The following is a 19231-nucleotide window of genomic DNA, read 5'->3' on the forward strand; positions in this document are numbered from 1 at the left end:
ACGCCCGACTAGCACATCTCAACAAGATCCTGTTACCGGCTCTTAATGAGCCTTTTCAGCGTTGCCTCTCCAGGGTGAGGATGGCTTTGGTGATGACGCTCATGCGGTTGGGGCTGATGCGGGCTCGGCGGAAGAGCTGCCAGGACTTCGGCCGCGCCATGCCGCGTTCGAGGGGAGCGCAGGATGGTGCAAGTGCGCCGAGGTCGCACTCTCCGGCGGCAGGTCGTGCGGGAGGTAGGCCCGCTGACGGCCGGTTCGGCCCTGGTAGAGGATCGCGTTCACGACCCCATCGCATGGGCGCCTTGGTGGTTGCTGACCGAGCGGTGCCGGTCCTTCCATCCCGTGATCACCGGCTCGATCAACGACCACTGTCCATCCGATAAGTCGCTTGGGTACGGCTTCCGTTCGCTCACCCCGCCACCCCAACGGACCACCGGCTACAGGCCAGCGGAGACCCAGTTCAGCTCCCTTGTACGCGGCTGGCGGCGTGGGCGTTGTCGTCCTTTGTCTGGGTGCGGGTGCCGGGGGTGACGCAGACGAGGTCGTTGGCGGTTGCCTCGCGCCATACATACCCGGAGATGCAGGTGGGGTCACTGGGGCTGACCCGTCGAGCTGCGGCGTGGGCGTTGTCGTCCTTGGCCTGGGCGCGGACGCCGGGCGTGACGCAGACGTGATCCCCGGGGCCAGTTGCTTCACGCCACACATACCCCGACTTGCACGTGTCCGGCTGCGAGAGCAGGTTCGGGACTGCGACTGCGGTGGCTGGTAGCACCATGCTCCCAGCGACGGTAATGACCGCCGCCGAAGCAGCGGCGACAGCAGGAAGGCGTTTGCGGATACTGGCCATGCCTCTCACGCTCCATTTCAAAGGATCTTCCCGCTCAATGAGACGTCCGTCCGGTGCAAAGGGGATCCCGCACTGGCTCGAAACGCGGCGATCCTGCCACCCCATCACCGCGCGAGTCGTACGTAAGGTAGACCTTCGACCTCGTCCCCGAGCGGGAGGTATTGGTCGGCTTTCCACACATGTCCTTCTTTAGCTTCGCTCTGCACCTTCTAGGGCGCATCTTGAGCCCGAACACTCCAGCGAGCGTTTTCAGCGTTGCCTCTCCAGGGTGAGGACGGCTTTGGTGATGACGGTCATGCGGTTGGGGCTGGTGCGGGATCTGCGGAAGATCTGCCATGACTTCAGCCGTGCCATGCCGCGTTCGACCGGTGCCCTCGCCGCGGCCAGGGCCCGGTTGACGGTGCGCTGGGTGAGGGTGAGTTCACCGCCCGGTGGCCGTTTGAGTCCGGTGGTGACCCAGGGGCCGGCGCCCTGGTAGGCGCGGTCGGCGAGGATCGGGACGCCCTGGCGTTCGCAGATCCGGATGATGCGGTGGGTGCGGGCCGCGGTCAGGTCGTGGGTGCGGCCCGGCAGTGCGGGCGAGATCCACAGCGCCTCGCCAGCGGGGTCGGTGACGACCTGGACGTTCACGCCGTGCCGGCGGTGCTTGGCCGAGTAGTCCGCCCGGCTGTCGCCGACGCGGTCGCACTCGGCGAGAGTGCCGTCCAGCAGGACGAACTCGGGATCATGCTCGCGCAGAGTCTTGAGCAGGCCCGGGGACCGTTCGGCGAGCAGGCCGATCACGGAGGTGACGTAGGCGTGGGCGGTACCGACGGATATCCCGAAGCCGGTCGCGATCCGGGTGAGGGTGTCGTGGCGGCGTAGTTACACCAGAGCGACGAGCACGCGCTGGTGCGGCGGGAGCTTGCACCGCCGGCCACCCTCACGGGTGACGATGAGCATGGTGACCCACTCGACCAGAGCGTGAGGGAGGTCGAGTGCGGCAGGATAGGGAACCAACAGGGCTCCTGTGCGGATGGGTTGAGACGTCGACGACCTCCCCCAACGGCGCGGGGGCGCTTGTGTGTTGCGGTCCTCACCTCGATCTCGCCAGCCTCACCCGATCAGTGGCCTCGTTGAAAACGCTCAATGCCCAGGTGTTCGTCCGGCGGATAGTTGTCGTTCGGCAGGAAGAACTTCATGCTCTTCGGGTGGAAGGAGTGCTCACCCCCGCCGGGGCACACACTCTGCGTTGTGTCGCCGTAGGGTGCCCAGAACAGGCCGTGGCAGGTGCTGCAGTACCGCCAGCCCTCCTGGCCCGTCGCGGGTGTGGCGCCGTACTGATCGTTCGGCAAGATGAAATTCAGGCCCGCAGGGTTGTGCCCCAGTTCGATCCTGGGAGAAACATGGGGATCATCGGTCCAGGCGATCAGGTCCGCGTTCCTTGGATTGACTCCCGGACATGAGCTGAATCGGGGGTCCTTGTCGGGGTCGGGAGGTTCCCTAGGAGGAGCAAAGAAAAGGGAGCGGCAGTTGATGCAGTACCGCCAGTCCGGCTGGCCCGTCTCGGGTGTTCCGCCGTGCTCGTTGTCCGGCAGGAAGAATCGCGGGCTGGTCAAGTTGAAACTATGCTGACCTTGGGCAGGGCACGCCGTGCCGGCAGTAGTATCGCGATCTGCCCAGAACAGACCGCGACACCGGCTGCACAACCGCCAATCCGGCTGACCCGCCGCAGATGTGCCGCCTTGCTGGTCGTTCGGCATGAAGAACTCAAAGCTGTCCGGGTGAAAGTAGTGTTCTCCTCCGTTGGGGCATACTGTGTCGGCCGTGTCACCATTCGGAGCCCAAAACATTCCCCAGCACCGGATGCTGGGCCACCAGTGGCGCTGACCTGCCGAGGTCGGCCCAGTACCGCCATGGTCGTACGGCGGAAAGAATTTCAATCCCAAACCCTTGTGCTGGTGTTCGCCGTTCTCGCTTGTTGCGACATCGCCAGAAAAGAAGTAGAGCCTGCCCTCGTGCACGGTGTTCGCCCCGAGATCGAGCCCCTCCGCCCCCCAAAAATCGGTGCGGTTCATCAGCAGCCAGTCCTGCGGATCCCTGTGGCCGGTCAACTGACCGACCCGGACCGTACTGATCCACCCCACCTCTTCGGCCATCGCCCTACCTCGCTATGGCATCGGCTCCAGATGGCTCCAGTGTGTGTCTGCAAACCAGCAAGCGCACCCGGGGGAACAGAAGATACTGGGGCGGGTGGTCATCCGTGGTGCATGGGGGAAATTTAGAGCACCGACAGCCTCGGCCTGATGAGTTCGAGAAGCTCCGTGGTCCACTCATGAGGCAAATCGGCGGCCACAACGTGGTCGAGTGAGAACCTCGTGACGTGAGGCGCCATCGTTCTGATCGGACGGTCGCGAACTACACCGGAGCGAGATCGAATAAGTCGGATTGCAAGGACGGGATCCGAACGCAAGAATTAACACAAAGACATGACTGGTTCGTTCGGCTCGTGACGCCTCATCACGGCGCGCCACGCGTTGCTATGCCAGAGATCTAATTCTTGAGGGATGCGCTACACCGGGTCGGGTCGATACTCCTTGCGGCTCGTTGCCGGCGGCTGACCTATTCCACGCGACCCGTCAACGCTCGAGAGGCCACCACCATGACCCGTACAGAACAGAGTGTGTTCGCCTTGAGCCCGGATAGAAACGGCGTGTACCACTACCACGACGAGGCCTGGATCAGGGTCGGCGGTCCGGCGGCCCAGCTCTACGGCGGGGACTGGGGGCTAGTTGCCACCAACCCCAGCAGCGGCGACTTGTTCCGGTACCTCAACAGCCCCGACAAGTGGGAACGGATCGGCGGTCCCGGTGCGTCCTTCGCCGTCACCCGCAATTCCGTTTACGGACTAAGCCCAGACCGAGGCGCCGTATACGCATTTACAGGCTCCGGGGACTCCTGGACCAAGATCGGTGGCCCGGCGGGCCAGATCTACGGCGGCGGCTGGGGGTTGGTTGCCACCAACCCCAGCAGCGGTGACCTGTTCCATTACCTCAACGGCCCTTGGCAACAAATCGGTGGCCCCGGCGCCTCCTTTGCCGTTACCAATGACTCGGTCTACGGGCTGAGCACGAACCCAAGCGGAGGTGGCGTGTACCGTTACGACGGCCAGGGGACGTCCTGGACCAAGATCGGTGGCCCAGCCGGCCGAATCTACGGTGGGGACTGGGGGCTCGCAGCCACCAACCCGGACAGCGGCGATTTGTTCGGATTTCAATATGTCAGCCCAGAAGATAATCCAGACATATCCCCTGGGGTCTGGCGACAGGTCGGTGGTCCTGGTGCGTCATTCTCTGTCAGCTACCAAACGATTTTCGGGTTGAGTACGAACCCGAACGGAGGTGGCGTGTACCGCTATGACGGCACGGGGACGTCCTGGACCAAGATCGGCGGCCCCGCAGACTCGATCGTTGCCGCCATGTGGTGGAGCACATAACTCGACGAAGCGACGCGAGAGATGTCGTCCTGCTCTCGGCGGGGGCGATGAGAAGCAGGGCGAACCGGCACCTACGTGGACCAAGAAGACCTTGACGCAGCCTGCGATTTCATCCCGGAGATCGACGAGGAGGAGCACTACGGGCTTGCATGTCTGAGCATGGCTCAGGTTCTAGCTCGATCGCGGCGACTGCGCCAGCAACGATGCGATCGAGCTCCTGATCCATCTCCTCGTCGAGGATTCTGGTCGCCGGAGCGATCGTCGCGACCTCGACAACAGCATTATCGCGGCAGCGACCTTCTTCCGCTGCTCATCGCGCGGGTTCTCGGCCAACTCCATGTAGTGCACCGACGGCAGTAGAAACCAGAGCGGGCCGAGTTCTACCTGCTCCTTCGACTACCCAAGGAAATTCAGGTGATCGGGTCGCTGCGGAGTGCCCGCCAGGGCGTCACCGGGTGCGTACCAGTGAGCGTTTTCAGCGTGGCCACCGATCGGGTGAGGGAAGCGGCGTGAGGGTGGGGTCCGCAACAGACAGGGCTCCCGTGCCGTTGAGGGAGGTGTTCGACGTCTCAACCCACCGGCGCAGGAGCCCTGTTGGTTCCCTATCCTGCCGCACTCGATCTCCCGCACGCCCTGGTCGAGTGGGTCACGATGCTCATCGTCACCCGCGAGGGTGACCGGCGGTGCAAGCTCCCGCCGCACCAGCGCGCGCTCGTCGCTCTGGTGTACCTGCGCCGCCACGACAGCCTCGCGAGAATCTCCGCTGGTTTCGGCATATCCGTCGGCACCGCGCACGCCTACGTGACCACCGTGACGAACCTGCTCGCCGGCCTGGCCCCGGGTCTGCTGAAGACGCTGCGCGAGCACGATCCGGACTTCGTCCTGCTGGACGGGACCCTCGCCGAGTGCGACCGCGTCGGTGACAGCCGCGCGGACTACTCGGCCAAGCACCGTCGGCACGGCGTGAACGTCCAGGTCCTCACCGATCCGGCCGGCGAGCTGCTGTGGATCTCGCCCGCGCTGCCGGGCCGCACCCACGACCTGACCGCGGCCCGCACCCACCGCATCATCCGGATCTGCGAACGCCAGGGCGTCCCCATCCTCGCCGACCGCGCCTACCAGGGCGCCGGCCCCTGGGTCACCACCGGACTCAAACGCCCACCCGGCGGTGAACTCACCCCTACTCAGCGCACCGTCAACCGGGCCCTTGCCGCGAGCAGGGCACCGGTCGAACGCGGCATGGCGCGGCTGAAGTCGTGGCAGATCTTCCGCAGATCCCGCATCAGCCCCAACCGCATGACCGTCATCGCCAAAGCCGTCCTCACTCTGGAGAGGCAACGCTGAAAACGCTCAAATTGTTACGGGAAGCTGTTTGAGTTGCGGTTCGGCACGGATGGGGACAGTGTAAAAAGAGAGGAACGTCGTCGAAAATCAGCACCGGAGTCGCGGCGATCGATGACTGGGGCTTGCCCGGCGTCCTGGGCGAGGCCACCAGGCTGCCGGAAGGAGAATCCGATGGCCGGGCCGCTCCAACGGCGTATGGGTAACCATCGGGCATCTCGCCATTGGCAACGGGAACTTTCTGGGGAGTCGTCATGTGCAGCAGGGATGCACTTGAGGCGACCAAGGCCATGGCAGGCAACGTGGCCAGGATCCTGGGCAGTATCCACATCACCGACTGACCGAGCGCCGACCGACTGAGCCGAGTCACCGGCAGGATCGTCAACCGCCAATCAAGGAATTGGCTGTCGCTCGACGCCAAGGAGGAGATAACCGTGGCGTGGAATAACAACGACCTGACATACGCCGGCGATGCCGTACCGTCCGCCAGTGATCCGGCTGGCTACATCGGGGCCGATGACAATACCCGGCATGTGGTCTACCGCGGCACCGACGACCGTGTTCACGCATTGTCGTTCGACGGACAGTGGCACCACAACGACCTCATCGCCACCGGCCACCCTCTGAATGCGCTGGGCAACCCTGCCGCCGATGCCTGGCACTTCGACCATCAGCACGTGGTCTACCGCGGCACCGACAGCCACATCCACGAACTCCGGTGGGAAGACGGTTCCGGCCAGCAGTGGGTCGACGACGATCTCACCGATGTCACCGGCGCCCTGGGCCACCCGCCGAACGCGGCCGGCGACCCTGCCGCCGTCTATCACTGGAGCGGCGACAACGGTCACCACGTGATCTACCGCGGTGAGGACGGCCATATCCACAATGTGTCGCTTCACGGCCACAGCGGCTCGAACTACCAGGACATCACCGGTGCGGCCACAGGCAGCCCCCCGGACGCGGCCGGCGAGCCCACCGGCTGTACCGGGCCCGACGACCAGCACGTCATCTACCGCGGGCACGACGGTCACCTCCACGAACTGGTCGGCGGGTTCAACGACAAGTGGCGCCACAACGACCTCACCAGCGCGGCCACAGGCGCCCCGCCGAACGCGGTCGGCGACCCCGCCGTCTACACCCGGGATGCCGACAACAGCCAGCACGTCATCTACCGCGGGCACGACGGTCACCTCCACGAACTGGTCGGCGGGTTCAACGACAAGTGGCGCCACAACGACCTCACCAGCGCGGCCACAGGCGCCGGGCCGAATGCGGCCGGTGACCCCGCCGTCTATAGCACCGACAACACCCAGTACGTCCTCTATCGGGGCACCGATAGCCACATCCACGAACTTTCGCTCGCAGGCGCGGCGGCAACTTCCTGACAAGCTCGCCTGCCCGCATGATCGGAAACACGAAGAGTGCTCCTGACCTGCAACGATGGGACTTGTCTAGGGTCCAGGTCGTCGCGTGGAAAGAAGCACTCCTCAGGTGAAGAAGAGTATCGGGTCCTACCCGCGTGTCCGCATCGAGGGCGGCGGCCGGGCGGTGGTCTCCCAGGCCGGGGGTGTGCTGCTGGTCGAGACGGTCCGTAAGACCGGCCTGGACACCGCGATATCGGCGGCGCTCGCGCCGTGGCGGCGGCTACGGGCGGTGCACGATCCGGGCAAGATCCTGATCGATGTGGCTCTCGCGGTCGCGGTCGGCGGAGACTGCCTGGCGGATGTCGCGATGCTGCGGGCCGAGCCGGCCGTGTTCGGGCCGGTGGCCTCCGACCCGACCGTCTCCCGGCTCATCGACACCCTCGCCGCGGCCGGCCCGAAAGCCCTGACCGCGATCCGGTCCGCGCGGGCCGAAGTCCGTGAACACGTCTGGAAGCTGGCCGGGGCATCGTCGCCGGACGCCTCCGGTCAGGTGATCGTGGACCTGGACGGGGTGCTGGTCCAGGCCCACTCCGACAAGCAGGACGCGGCCGCGACCTGGAAGAAGACCTACGGCCACCACCCGCTCATGGGCTTCGTCGACCACGGACGCGGCGGCACCGGAGAGCCGGTGGCAGCCCTGCTGCGGCCCGGGAACGCGGGCAGCAACACCGCCGCCGACCACATCACCGCCACCCAGCTCGCCCTGGCCCAGCTCCCGAAGCGTCATCGGCGGGGCCGCTCCACTGTGATCCGCACCGATTCCGGCGGCGGCACCCACGAGTTCGTGGCCTGGCTCGCGAAGCGCGGGCGGTGGCTGTCGTACTCGGTCGGGATGACCATCACCGCCGCCATTCACCAGGCCGTGCTGAAGGTCCCCGCCTCGGCCTGGACACCCGCGATCGAACCGGGCGGTGTGATACGCGACGGCGCCTGGACCGCCGAGCTCGACGGCGACGTCCTGAAAGGCTGGCCCAAGGGGATGCGGCTGATCGTCCGCAAGGAACGGCCTCACCCGGGCGCCCAGTTGCGGTTCACCGACGCCGACGGACTACGGCTGACCTGCTTCGCAACCAACACCACCAGCGTCCCGATTGCCGCACTCGAACTGCGGCACCGCCAGCGCGCACGGGCCGAGGACCGCATCCGCAATGCCCGCGCCACCGGCCTGCGCAACCTTCCCCTGCACGACACCGCACAGAACCAGATCTGGCTGGAGATCGTCCAGCTCGCCCTCGACCTGCTGGCCTGGCTGCCGATGCTCGCCCTGACCGGCAAACCTCGCCTCTGGGAACCCAGCTACGACTGTTCTCCGCCGCCGCCCAACTCGTCACCACCGCCCGCCGCCGACACCTGAGATTCACCCACCGCTGGCCCTGGACCGACGTGATCACAGGCGCGATCCAGAGGCTCGACGCCCTCCCGAACCCTGGCTGACCAGCAACAACCACCCGCCCCCACGAGCAGCACCACCACCACCACCGGAACCGTGGAAACCGGCGCACACCCGACGCGACAGCCGGGCCATCGGCCTACCCGTCACCGACCCGACAAGCCGAAACGGGCCGCCGGAGAATCCGACGACCCGTCACGAAAGATCGAGGCTAGAGGGCGTGGTCGTGGCCAGCGACGCGACGCACACCCAGCGCGAGCATGCGACATACCTGCTCGGCCGCAACGCGAACTACATCGTGATCGTGAAAGGAAATCAGAAGAGGCTCCGCAAGCAGCTCAAGTTCCTTCCGTGGAAGCAGATTCCGCTGCAGTCACGCACCCGTGACACCGGGCATGGCCGGGGTGAGATCCGCAGCTCAGGCGCCGCCGGGTGGACCGCAAGACCGGCACGATCAGCATCAAGACCGTCTACGCCGTCACCAGCCTGACCGCCGGGCAGGCCACACCCGCCCAGCTCGCGACCTTCATTCGTGACCACTGGAAGATTGAGGCCCTGCACCACGTGCGAGACGTGACGTTCGCCGAGGACGCCTCGCAGCTGCGGACGGGCACCGCCCCTCGCTCGATGGCGACCTGGCGCAACCTCGCTATCGGCGCCCTCCGCCTCGCGGGGAACACCAACATCGCCGCCAGCCTTCGACGCAACGTTCGCGACGCCGGCAGGCCACTCGCCCTCCTCGGACTCACATGATCACGAAACGGGCATCAAGCGACTACGCCGAAGCCCTGTGTGCAACCCGACGCGGATCACACCGCCGATCGGTGGATCCCGGCTGAGCAGGCATTACTCACGACGCCCGGCCGCGCATGCGTAAAACTCCGACCCATGTGCCTGCCAAAGGGCATCATCCAACCCTCAACCAGCGGTTGCGGGAACAATCCATAGGAGCGCGTTTCCGTCATGCGAAGAGGAAAGTTTCCTGTTGCCGTTCTGGCAGTGGCAGCTCTCTTGGGAGAAATGTTCTCCGCATATGCAACCTTCTCCGCCTTCTACAGTCCTGACATGGAGTGGTCCATCGGATGGATTGCCGCGGCATTCTCCTTGAGCGTGCTGCTCTCGGCGATTCTCGCCGTGCGCGGAGTTACTTTGATCGGTCCTGCATCCTTTGCCGCGGTGGGGCTGGGAATCCTGGCGTCAGGGATTGAGCGCGGCGAAACAATCAATGCGGTCATGGGGGCGGTCTGCGTCGTCGCCGGACTGTCGTCCATGTTCCTCATAGTGCGCTTCTCTCATTTTTCCCTCTACACGCCATGGGGGCTGGGGGCGGTCACCGACGCGGAGCCGAGGGAGTGTCATACCAGGCTGTGCCGCATCACCGATCTCGATGAACGCCTCCTTCCGCTGCTGGAGGACACGGTGCACAGGTACTCGCTGGGGGACCTACGCGCTGCGACGAGGCTGTGCTGCGAAACGCGGTATTTGGACAATGGAATATTCCAGCGGGGAGCATACACCGGGGCAGCTCCCTTGATCGAGGCCTGCATTCTCACCGAGAAGCTGGTCATCATTGCGATAATCCACACCGAGGGGGATGGAGTCGCCTTCGTGGGGAGGCTTCAGCAGACCATGGTGAGCGGACTGTCCGACCGGGAGGTCAGTGCGGGAGAGCACGGAATATACGTCAGGTCGGCGTGGCTGGATTCCGCCGAGGCGTCGAGCTACCCCTTCCCTCTCGACGGCGGCGCTGCCGGCGAGGAATTCATGGAAGAGTTCCGTGAAATGCTCACCGCGGCTCGGCACACCTGACGGGCCCTCGCGGCTCGCGCGGCCGTATCACTGTTCATGGAAGCAGTCGGTCGGCCAGCTCTTTGCGTGTCGTGATACCGAGCTTGTTGTAGATGCGTTGCAGGTGATTGTCGACGGTACGTATGGATATGGTCAGTGCGGCGGCGATGTCCTTGCTGAGCAGGCCCCGGGAGGCGAGCAGCGCGATTTCGCGCTCTCTCCCGGTGAGCCGTACGACAGCCTCCCGGGCCATGAGGGCCGGGGTCCTGGCTCCCTCGCAGCGGGCCGCGAGATCCTCGGCGCGGACGGCGGCGGCGTTGGCCCGGCGGGTCTCCCCGGCCGCCCTCAGGAGGGAGGCAGCGGTGCTCGCCGCCTCAGCCGCCAGCAGCTCCGCTCCCATGGCCTCCAGCTCGTCGGCGGCGACGAGCAGCCCGTCGGGGTCGTGCGCGGACCATGCGGCGGCAAGATCGGCACGGGACCGGTGGAGGGGCCCGGGGCACTCCGCAGCGATCTCCGTCAGCCGCCCGGCAGCCTCCCCGGCCTCCCCTAGCCGGACAAGATCGGTCAGCAGAATCGCTTCTGACGCTGTTTCCCCGCGCTCGAACGCTTCCTGGGCGGCCGCTGTCAGCACTGCCCGTGAGCGGGTCAGCTCACCGCGGGCGACGTACAGCCAGGCCTCGCCGAGCCTCTCTTCGGGGAAGAACCCCAGGGCGGGAAGCCGACCGCGTTCGGCCAGGGCCGCTTCCGCCGCTTCACCATCCCCCTGCAGCGCGGCGGCTGCCGCCAGACCCGCCAGTGCCATCGACAGCACCACCGGGGTGTGCGGGCGGGACGCTCGGACCACCTCCGCGAACCAGCGCCGCGCCTGAGCCGGGTGTCCGGCAGCCCATGCGCCGCGCGCCAGATAGAAGGCCAGCAGCCGGCGGTCCGCGGTCACGCTCGCGTCCGTAAGGCCCGCGAAGGCCCGCTCGCCCACCTCTTGGGCCTCGGCAAGGCGACCGCTCTCCGACAGGGCCAGGACGAGAACCGCCCAGTGGGCCACCTCGTGCGTGGCCGTGGAGTGGGGTTCGCCGGCGGCCGCGCTGAAAGCGATGGCACGTCGGATCCAGCCCTCGGCCTCCTCCCCACGCCCCGTGACCGCGAGAGCCATGGACCTCGTCATGGCGGCCCACAGCCATGTCGTGGCGTCCGGTGCCTGCGTGCCCTCATGCTCGAGGTCCTCGCTCAGGGCGAGGCTGTGCCTGACCTCTCCCACGGTGAGCGCGCTGGCAGCTTCGTTGACCAGCAGGACGCGGAGACCGAAGGGGCTGGTGACCCGGCAACGGGCGGACTCGATGACGTCGAGAAGCTTTGCGTAGGGCGCTCCCAGCCCCCACATGAGGTTCTGTGTCCGGACCGGCAGCACGGACAGGACTTCCTCTTCTGTTGCGGCCATGGCGTCGGCCTGGGACAACACGTCCTCGGCCTGCTGGAAGTCACCGGCCTCGTACAGCGTCTTCCCCAGCAGGAGCTGGATCCGGAAGCCCCGGTGCTCCTGCGGGATCGCCCGGAGGAGACTGAGCGCGCGGGGGTACTCGCGGGCGTGCGCGGCCAGGGCTGACGCGCGGACGAGCAGAGCCGGGTTGGCCGTGCCGGTAGCCGCGAGCTTGTAGGTGGCGAGGTGGACTGCGTCCTCCCGGCGACGGGCCCCGCTCCGCTTCAGCAGATGGACCTGCCGCAGCAAGGTGTCCCTGCGGCACTGGGCAGTCATGTCCGCGCGCAGCACCTCTCCGTAGAGAGGGTGGGCCAGCCGGACCGCTGAGCGTCGTTCCTCCTGGACGACGACGATCAGCCCCGACTGCTCCAACTGGCTCAGCACCTCCGGTTCGGCATCCCTTTCCAGGTGTCCCAGGGACAGCGGCTCGCACAGGGACAGAACGTCCAGTACCTGTCGGCCGGCACGTGGGGCGACGGAGAGCCGGGAACGGATCAGATCGGTCAGACGCCGCGTGCCCGGCAGCCGGTCCGCGGTCATGTCCCAGATCTCGCCGTCGCAGGTCAACACTCCGGCAGCCACTGCCCCCACCACCAGCTCCCGCAGGTAGAGGGGGTTGCCGCCGCTGGTCGTCAGCAGGTGGTTGACCGCGCTCCTTCCGACAGGCCCCTCCAGGACCTGTTCCAGCACCGTCACGACCTGCTCGCGGCCGAACCCGGCGAGGTCCACCTGTCGCACGGCGTCCCCGTGCCCAAGCGCGGTCACCGCCAGCGCCTGGCCCTCCCCCGACCGGACCGTTCCCAGCAGGAAGATCACCCCGGCGTCCATCAACTGCCGCAGGAGCATCGCCGAGGTCGCATCGAGCAAGTGGACGTCATCGACCAGGATCACCATGCGGGGCCGCGTCGTACCCGGCCGCGACAGCAGCCTGGCCACCCTGGCGAACCCCGAGACCGGGTCAGACAGATCGGCACCGTCGGGCAGCAGATGGGCGATGGCGCCCAGCGGAACCGACGCCGCCGCTGCGGTGGCTACCGCCCTGCCGACCCGGTACCCGAGCGCGACCGCGCGGTCCAGACACTCCTCGGCCAGCCGGGACTTGCCCACTCCAGCCGGCCCGAAGACCAGGAACCCGGCGCTGCGGGGTTCCGGCACGACCTCGTCGAAACCCCTCAGTTCGGCCTCGCGCCCGACCAGCGGCCAACGCTGCAGCACACGGTTATGGTTCATTCCTCCGGCCCCCCATTGATCGACCTTTGCCCGGTTGTACGGACATCCGCGGTCTGCGCGACCGAGCTCGGCAACCTGAGCTGATCGAGCGCTGTACGAGCTCGACCGGGTTGATGTGTCAGCGAGGAGAACACGGCCATGCGGGCTCCGGCGCTCCTCGCCCGCCTTTCCCCGTGCGGCAATTCCCCTTCGATACCGTCGAAGAAGGGGCCGGAGGGGATACGCGCGAAACGGACCACTCAAACACGCTGCGTCACTCATTGAGTGTGGAGTGCGTCCATTGCGGCTGCCCATCACATGATGGGCGGCATGTTGTGGCGTCGCGAGAGCAGACGGCGCAGCCGCGACTCAAACGGATCATAACCGACCGTGAGCAGGCGCAGTTCTTCACCCCTGACGATGCTGAGATCGCGTGGGCGGCGCAGCCGGTTCGGCGTGCTCAAGGAGCCCGGGCAGCGGGCGACTTGGTCCAGGTATCGCGAGCACGCCAAGCGGGTCGACCCCGTCGCTGCGAGCATGTTCCTGCGTCAGATGCGCCACGAAGGCCGGCCCTTACCCAACTGAACCCATGAAATCGGGATGAACAGTCATGACATTCGGCATCGAATTTCAGATGCGGCTCACATTTCCCTCCGCCGCCGAATTTGAGGCGTGGCGCGGGCAGGTCCTCATCGAGCAGCGGGCGCGACTTGAATCCCTCCCCCTGCTCTCGGAAAAATTCGATCAGTTCGACGAGGATCTACTGACGGATCTGATCATCGAGGATGCCTCAACCCTGGAAGAGGCATTGGATGAACTCCGACGCGTCGGCCATGAGATCAGCACAGAAGACATCGCGGAATGGAGGCCGGCGATAGACGACGAGGGGAATCCCGGCATCTATCTCCTGGAAGCCCGGAAGCTGAGGCCGGATGCGCAGGTCGATGCCCTCCTGGATCACCTGCGCGTCAATCCGGCCCCGAGCCTGTTGCGGGTCCACTGCGTGTCCTTGCATCATCATGCCGATGTCATGACGAGTGGGGCCTTCCGAGACTACGACACATACTGCGAGTACCTCCTTCCATTGATCTTCGCAGGGACTTCCGCCAGGGAATTCGGCGGTGCAGGCCATGTGTCGTTCTTCGGAATCGAGGACATGGAGCCCGTGGCATTGTTCGTTGATGTTCATCAGCATGGCGTCGAAATCAACGAACCCGACGTCCAGGATGCGATCTCCTGGAACGTTCACGAACGTTTCGCAAGCATCGAATTCACTCCCAGGCCTGAGTAGTGCCTGCTCATGCGCCAAGGATCCCGCGCACGGTTGAGTCCTCCGTGGCAGCCACCCCCGTCGCGGTATGGCCGCTCTTCCCGGCTCTGAGCGCAAAGGACCCCCGTGCACGACCAGCAAGCCCCGCGCCGCGGTCGCACCCTGCCGACCGCCCCCGAAACACGTTCCATCGACTACATCCCCCCGGACGAACGTCACGGCAAGCTCTGGCACCAGGGCCCGTTCTGGTTCTCCGGCAACTTCGTCCTGACCACTCTCGTCATCGGCTTCATCGGCCCCTCGATCGGCCTCAGCCTGGGCTGGTCGGTCACGGCCGTGGTCCTCGGTGCCTGCTTCGGCACGTTCTTCATGGCGGTCCACGCCAACCAGGGCCCCCGTATGGGCCTGCCTCAGATGATCCAGTCCAGGGCCCAGTTCGGGGTCCGCGGAGCCGTCGTACCGTTCACGGCCGTCATCTTCGTCTACTTGGGCTTCAACGTCTTCAACACCGTACTCGCGGCCCAAGGACTGGGACGGATCGTCGGCGGCGGCCCCTGGCTCTGGTACCCCGTCCTGGCTGTGGTGTCGGTCGTGCTGGCCCTGGTAGGCCATGATCTGATCCATTTCGTACAACGCGTCCTGACCGGGCTCCTCATCCTCGTGTTCGGGATACTCACCGTCGGAACCGTCGTTCAGTGGTGGGACGCGCCGATCGTCGCGCCTGCGACCGGCAGCCCATGGACATCGTTCCTGACCGTCTTCGCCGCTGCGGCCGGCTACCAGATCAGTTACGCCGTCTACGTGTCGGACTACTCCCGGTACCTGCCTGCGGACGCCGGCTCCCGCAAGGTCATCTGGTGGACATACGCGGGTGCGGCCGGCTCCGCGGTGTGGCTGATGTCCCTGGGCGCCTTCATCGGCAGCCGCCTGCCTGCCGACGACGCCGTCACCGGCTTGCTCCGGACCGGGAACGGCATCGTTTCGGGCTTCGGCTCACTCGTCGTGCTGGTATCGGCTCTGGCCCTGATCAGCGTCATGGGCGTCAACACCTACGGTGCGATGCTCACAGCCGTGAGCGCGGTGGACGCCTTCCGGCGGGAGCAGCCGACGAGCCGCCTGCGAGCCGCCGTTGTCGTATCCGTCGGCGCCGTGGTGCTCTCGGTGGCCCTGTCCCTGCCCGACGACTACTTGGCCGGCTTCAGCAGCTTCGTCCTGCTGATGCTCTACTTCCTGGTCCCGTGGACCGCGGTCAACCTCGTCGACTATTACGCCATCCGCAAGGGTCAGTACGTGATCCGTGACATCTTCGACGACCAGGGCATCTACGGACGCTGGTCCTGGCGCGGCCTGGCTTCGTACGTCATCGGTCTCGTCGCGATGATCCCGTTCGTCTCGACCGCCTTCTTCCGCGGACCGGTCGCGGAGGCCATGGACGGCGCCGACGTCTCGTTCCTCGTGGGGCTGCTGGTGAGCGGCATCCTCTACGCCGCGCTGGCCGGAAAGCAGAATGCCGCGTCGCCCCTCGCGGAGGCCCGGCCGTTGAAGTCCGTACGGAGTCTGTGATCCGTCCACGGCCCGGCAGTCGGCCCACCGGACCCGGTGGACCATCAGGACATGGCCGGGTGAGGCTCGGCAAGGAAGGAAGCAGGTCATGCCCGTGGATCCCGGAACAGCGCACGCCGATCCGACGAGCCTGATCGATGACGTCAACTCCCGTATCGTCCAGGCGCTCAGCGCGCACGACCCTGCCGAACTGCATGCGGCCGCAGCGTGCGCGGGTATCAACGTCGGCGAAACCTACGCCGGCCGCCTCTGGACGGGCGGGGTCTGCCCTCTGGTGCGGCGCTACCCGACGGGCGAGGCGTTCACGGCGGCGCTCACGAACGGCAGTCCCGATGCCTTGAGCGCGGCCGTCGAGGTCCTCGCCGTGGTCACGCCCGCCGCAGCCATGTCCTTCGCGCTGGAAGTGATGCGGATCGATCTCGGCGGTTTCACCTTCGGACACAACCGCGTCCCGTTCGAACTCGTGATGCGGGGGCGCGCCGAGAAGATCATCAAGCGAGAGCTCTGCTCGGCGTCACCTGAGATCCTCCTCGACATGGTCCGTCGCCGGTCGCTCGCTCCCGGCGAGATCCCGAGGAGCAAGATCGCGGACATACCGGTCGCTGCCCTCATCGCCTGCGTGAGCGCCGGCGAGCTCCGCTTCGACCAGGCCGAGAGCGCAGGCCTCTTCGGCGAGCATCCAGCGCTTCGAGATGGCGCGGGGCTGCTCGACGCGCTCCTGAAGACGCGTTGGTTCTCCGCGGTGGACGGCCACGACGGAGGCCTCGCGCAATGGCTCGCGCATCGCCTGGCCGAGACCCGCTACACACCTGCTGTTCCCGCGTTGCGCGAACTGTTCACTCGGCAACGGCAATTCCTTACCACCGCAGGGCAGAACCTGCTCGAGATCGGGACGCCGGAAGCCCTTGAGGCCGCAGCCTCGCCCCTGTCGCTGGAGGGTGTCCCGATCAACGAGTACGACCGTCACGATCGCCAGACGATCGCGATCGATGCCCTGCTGCGCGCCGGCCCCTCGCGCGCCTTTGACGTCCTGGCGCCCCTGTTCGAGGAGCAGGTGCTCCGTTCCGGCGACAACCGGAGCGAGTCCGCCAGGACCGTACTCGAAAAGCTCACGCCCGCGCAGGCAACGGCCGAACCGCGCTGGATCGAACGATCCCTGATGGCCGCGCAAGACCGCGAGCTCGGCGCGACGGCGCGAGCGCTCCTCGACCAGCTCGACCAGCTCGACCCCAAGATCGTGAACCAGGCCGCGGGGCGCATGAAGAAGCGCAAGCGGAAGGCGACGGCCACGAGCACCGTGAAGCCATTTACGGGCGATCTCATCGAGCGCTATCGCGCCGGCGAGCACGAGCGGGTGTGGGAGGAACTGGCTGCGCTTGACCGGAGACCACCGAAGGCGCCCGCCGCGCAGGCCGCCGAGGCCGTCGCGATGGAGACGATGGAGCGGGTGCGGTGCGGCTTGGAGGCTGTCGTTGAAACGCTGCGCGCCGAGGCGTACCCCTTCCACGAGAAGGCGCGCGCCCTCGTCCCGCCCCCGCTCGACGCACTCCGGTCCGTGAAGAGGTTGGAGAGGCTCACGGGCGGACGCCTGCCGCTCTCGCTGCGCGCCTTCTATCTCGTGGTCGGCTCCGTGGACCTGTCGGGCAGTGAGGACAGGTTCCGCCACGACCCGAGGAGGCACGGCCCGGAGCCGAAGAGGAACGAGATCGTCGATGTACCGGAGAAGTACCCGTTCATGTACCTCTCGCATTTCGATCCCCTCGTCGTCCTTCCCCTCGAAGAGGCTGTCGCCGAGGCGGAGAGGTGGGCCCACGAGGAGAGGGAACGGGTCGGCATGAATGCGCCCCTGGACCTGACGATCAGCCCTGGTCCGTCGTTCAAGGCGAACCCCCGCGACGCGCAGCCGGAACCGGTCGACACCGTTCGCCTCCCCGGACCCTTCGCGGACGTGGAGCTTCACAGCGGGCGCGGTGGGACCGTCCCGTTCGTTGCACACCTGCGGGACTGCCTGGCATGGGGCGGATTTCCTGGCCTGGCCGGCACGACCATCCGGCCACAGGCCGCTCTGGATGCGCTCGCGCAATCCGTCGTCCCCTTCTGACCACATCGAGAGCCGGTCACGCGACCCATGGGAACCGATCTACCGTGCCGCCATTCCTTTCGGACGCTTTCCTGCTGCGTCAGTCTTCATTTGTTCGGTCAAGGTGCAGCTGCGCAAGACATCCGCGGCGAAGTCGTGGAGCCATCGCTGCACGGAATCACCTTCCGAAGGGCAGCTCTTACTCCATATGAGAGCGCTCCACCTGCTTGAGCGGAAAGCCGCGCCGCCGCGCAATCAGCGATCTGGAGAGGGACGAGGAGCAGCAAGACGGACCTGCCTTCCGGACATCCGGTCGGTAGGGAGCGCGAGCACTCAGGAGATCGGCGCCGAAGGCCAAGGCCCGCAACAGAGCCGTAGATCGATCTCGTGGTAGCGTCGCGGCGGAGGCTCTCAGGTGCCCACCCCGGACGAGATGTGCGCCGTACCCGGCCCGCCAAGACGACGCACTCAGGAGGCGTCATGGCTGTAGGTACATCCTTCGTCGATTTCGACAGCCCGGCTTACGGGCCTCGCGAGTTGGACGTCCGGTGGATCCACGGCTCACCATCGTCCAAGCACAACACCGACCCGGACATCCAGGTCTATGAGTACGACGAGCACACGGTCATCCTGCGGCAGAACATGGCGATCAACTACGAAGCGCCGTTCCTGTTCCTGCTGTTCGGCAACGACCGGGCAGTACTGATCGATACCGGGGCCACAGCGTCAAGTGAGTTCTTCCCCTTGCGTCTGGTGGTGGACCAGCTCGTCGACGGCTGGCTCGCCCGCCACCCCCGCCAGGAGTACCACCTGCTGGTGCTGCACACACACGCCCACGGCGACCACATCGCGGGCGACGGCCAGTTCGCCGACCTCCCCGACACCACAGTGGTCTCAGCAGAGCTCCCCACGGCCTGGAAGTATTTCGGATTCGACGAGAACCCCACCGCCACGGTGAGCGTCGATCTGGGAGGCCGCAGGCTCGAATGCCTGGCCACCCCCGGGCACCACGAGGCCGCCGTCACGTTCTACGACCCGTGGACCGGGTTCCTGCTCACCGGCGACACGGTCTATCCGGGCCGCCTCTACATCCAGGACCGGAACGCCTTCACCCGGACCATCGACCGCCTGATCGAGTTCTGCGAACGCAGACCGGTCACCCACGTCATGGGCTGTCACATCGAGATGACCACCGAACCGGGCGTGGACTACCCGGTCCGCACCACCTACCAGCCCCACGAACCCCCACTGCAGATGACCGCCGGCCACCTTCACGAAATCCGCGCCGCGCTCGACGAGATCGGCAACCGGCCCCGCCGACTCGCCTTCCCTCTCTTCGTCCTCTGCCCAGACGACTGAGCCGCGCTCAA

The 19231-nt window shown here is 66.3% G+C and carries 13 protein-coding genes, 4 pseudogenes and 1 riboswitch; of the genes and pseudogenes, 10 read left to right on the forward strand and 7 right to left on the reverse strand.

The window, feature by feature from the left end; translation table 11 throughout:
• Positions 1-55: 55 nt before the first annotated feature.
• The 5 genes and pseudogenes from ACZ4YL_RS39260 to ACZ4YL_RS39280 all read right to left on the reverse strand — a co-directional run.
• A pseudogene (locus ACZ4YL_RS39260) lies at positions 56-226 on the reverse strand (IS5/IS1182 family transposase); the annotation flags it as partial.
• A pseudogene (locus ACZ4YL_RS39265) lies at positions 154-413 on the reverse strand (transposase); the annotation flags it as partial. The pseudogenes ACZ4YL_RS39265 and ACZ4YL_RS39260, both read right to left, overlap by 73 nt.
• Before the next feature lie 47 nt (positions 414-460).
• Complete coding sequence (locus tag ACZ4YL_RS39270) at positions 461-775, reverse strand: hypothetical protein (RefSeq protein ID WP_189965244.1); 315 nt, start codon at positions 773-775, stop codon at positions 461-463.
• Positions 776-1096: 321 nt separating this feature from the next.
• Positions 1097-1846: pseudogene (locus ACZ4YL_RS39275) on the reverse strand (transposase).
• A 104-nt stretch (positions 1847-1950) separates the two neighbouring features.
• Positions 1951-2985, reverse strand: coding sequence for a hypothetical protein (locus ACZ4YL_RS39280; RefSeq protein ID WP_468123113.1), 1035 nt, complete (start codon positions 2983-2985; stop codon positions 1951-1953).
• A gap of 503 nt (positions 2986-3488) precedes the next feature.
• Between ACZ4YL_RS39280 and ACZ4YL_RS39285 the strand changes: the two genes are divergently transcribed.
• From ACZ4YL_RS39285 to ACZ4YL_RS39310, 6 genes and pseudogenes are all read left to right on the forward strand, one after another.
• Positions 3489-4322, forward strand: coding sequence for a hypothetical protein (locus tag ACZ4YL_RS39285; protein WP_468123115.1), 834 nt, complete (start codon positions 3489-3491; stop codon positions 4320-4322).
• Positions 4323-4916: 594 nt separating this feature from the next.
• A complete protein-coding gene (locus tag ACZ4YL_RS39290; protein WP_468123117.1) occupies positions 4917-5666 on the forward strand; it encodes a transposase in 750 nt (249 codons plus the stop codon).
• Between the two features lie 431 nt (positions 5667-6097).
• Positions 6098-7048, forward strand: coding sequence for a PLL family lectin (locus ACZ4YL_RS39295; protein WP_468123119.1), 951 nt, complete (start codon positions 6098-6100; stop codon positions 7046-7048).
• A gap of 106 nt (positions 7049-7154) precedes the next feature.
• Positions 7155-8521 (forward strand): annotated as a pseudogene (locus ACZ4YL_RS39300) (IS1380 family transposase).
• A gap of 388 nt (positions 8522-8909) precedes the next feature.
• Complete coding sequence (locus tag ACZ4YL_RS39305; protein WP_468123120.1) at positions 8910-9230, forward strand: hypothetical protein; 321 nt, start codon at positions 8910-8912, stop codon at positions 9228-9230.
• A gap of 210 nt (positions 9231-9440) precedes the next feature.
• On the forward strand, positions 9441-10286 hold the full coding sequence (locus tag ACZ4YL_RS39310; protein WP_468123122.1) for a hypothetical protein: 846 nt from the start codon (positions 9441-9443) through the stop codon (positions 10284-10286).
• 34 nt (positions 10287-10320) lie between these two features.
• Here ACZ4YL_RS39310 and ACZ4YL_RS39315 read toward each other — a convergent pair whose 3' ends face one another.
• A complete protein-coding gene (locus ACZ4YL_RS39315) occupies positions 10321-12954 on the reverse strand; it encodes a helix-turn-helix transcriptional regulator (protein WP_468123124.1) in 2634 nt (877 codons plus the stop codon).
• Positions 12955-13262: 308 nt separating this feature from the next.
• Positions 13263-13412, reverse strand: coding sequence for a hypothetical protein (locus tag ACZ4YL_RS39320; RefSeq protein WP_468123125.1), 150 nt, complete (start codon positions 13410-13412; stop codon positions 13263-13265).
• A 146-nt stretch (positions 13413-13558) separates the two neighbouring features.
• Here ACZ4YL_RS39320 and ACZ4YL_RS39325 point away from each other — a divergent pair, with 146 nt between their 5' ends.
• The 4 genes from ACZ4YL_RS39325 (at position 13559) to ACZ4YL_RS39340 (ending at position 19220) form a co-directional block, all read left to right on the forward strand.
• On the forward strand, positions 13559-14239 hold the full coding sequence (locus tag ACZ4YL_RS39325) for a hypothetical protein (protein WP_468123126.1): 681 nt from the start codon (positions 13559-13561) through the stop codon (positions 14237-14239).
• A 105-nt stretch (positions 14240-14344) separates the two neighbouring features.
• On the forward strand, positions 14345-15781 hold the full coding sequence (locus tag ACZ4YL_RS39330) for a purine-cytosine permease family protein (RefSeq protein ID WP_468123127.1): 1437 nt from the start codon (positions 14345-14347) through the stop codon (positions 15779-15781).
• A gap of 88 nt (positions 15782-15869) precedes the next feature.
• Entirely contained in the window at positions 15870-17882 is a 2013-nt protein-coding gene (locus tag ACZ4YL_RS39335) for a hypothetical protein (RefSeq protein WP_468123129.1), read from the forward strand.
• A gap of 380 nt (positions 17883-18262) precedes the next feature.
• A riboswitch (guanidine-III (ykkC-III) riboswitch) is annotated at positions 18263-18330 on the forward strand.
• Positions 18331-18341: 11 nt separating this feature from the next.
• Positions 18342-19220 (forward strand): MBL fold metallo-hydrolase, encoded by an 879-nt coding sequence (locus tag ACZ4YL_RS39340; protein WP_468123130.1) that lies wholly within the window; start codon positions 18342-18344, stop codon positions 19218-19220.
• Positions 19221-19231: the final 11 nt, after the last annotated feature.

This window comes from Streptomyces sp. NPDC030021 (assembly GCF_055574035.1).

Excerpts from the sequence above, each read along its gene's own strand:
- ACZ4YL_RS39325 (WP_468123126.1), top strand. The coding sequence starts at position 13,559 with ATGACATTCGGCATCGAATTTCAGATGCGGCTCACATTTCCCTCCGCC.
- ACZ4YL_RS39335 (WP_468123129.1), top strand. The coding sequence starts at position 15,870 with ATGCCCGTGGATCCCGGAACAGCGCACGCCGATCCGACGAGCCTGATC.
- ACZ4YL_RS39285 (WP_468123115.1), top strand. The coding sequence starts at position 3,489 with ATGACCCGTACAGAACAGAGTGTGTTCGCCTTGAGCCCGGATAGAAAC.
- ACZ4YL_RS39310 (WP_468123122.1), top strand. The coding sequence starts at position 9,441 with ATGCGAAGAGGAAAGTTTCCTGTTGCCGTTCTGGCAGTGGCAGCTCTC.
- ACZ4YL_RS39270 (WP_189965244.1), bottom strand. The coding sequence starts at position 775 with ATGGTGCTACCAGCCACCGCAGTCGCAGTCCCGAACCTGCTCTCGCAG.
- ACZ4YL_RS39280 (WP_468123113.1), bottom strand. The coding sequence starts at position 2,985 with ATGGCCGAAGAGGTGGGGTGGATCAGTACGGTCCGGGTCGGTCAGTTG.
- ACZ4YL_RS39340 (WP_468123130.1), top strand. The coding sequence starts at position 18,342 with ATGGCTGTAGGTACATCCTTCGTCGATTTCGACAGCCCGGCTTACGGG.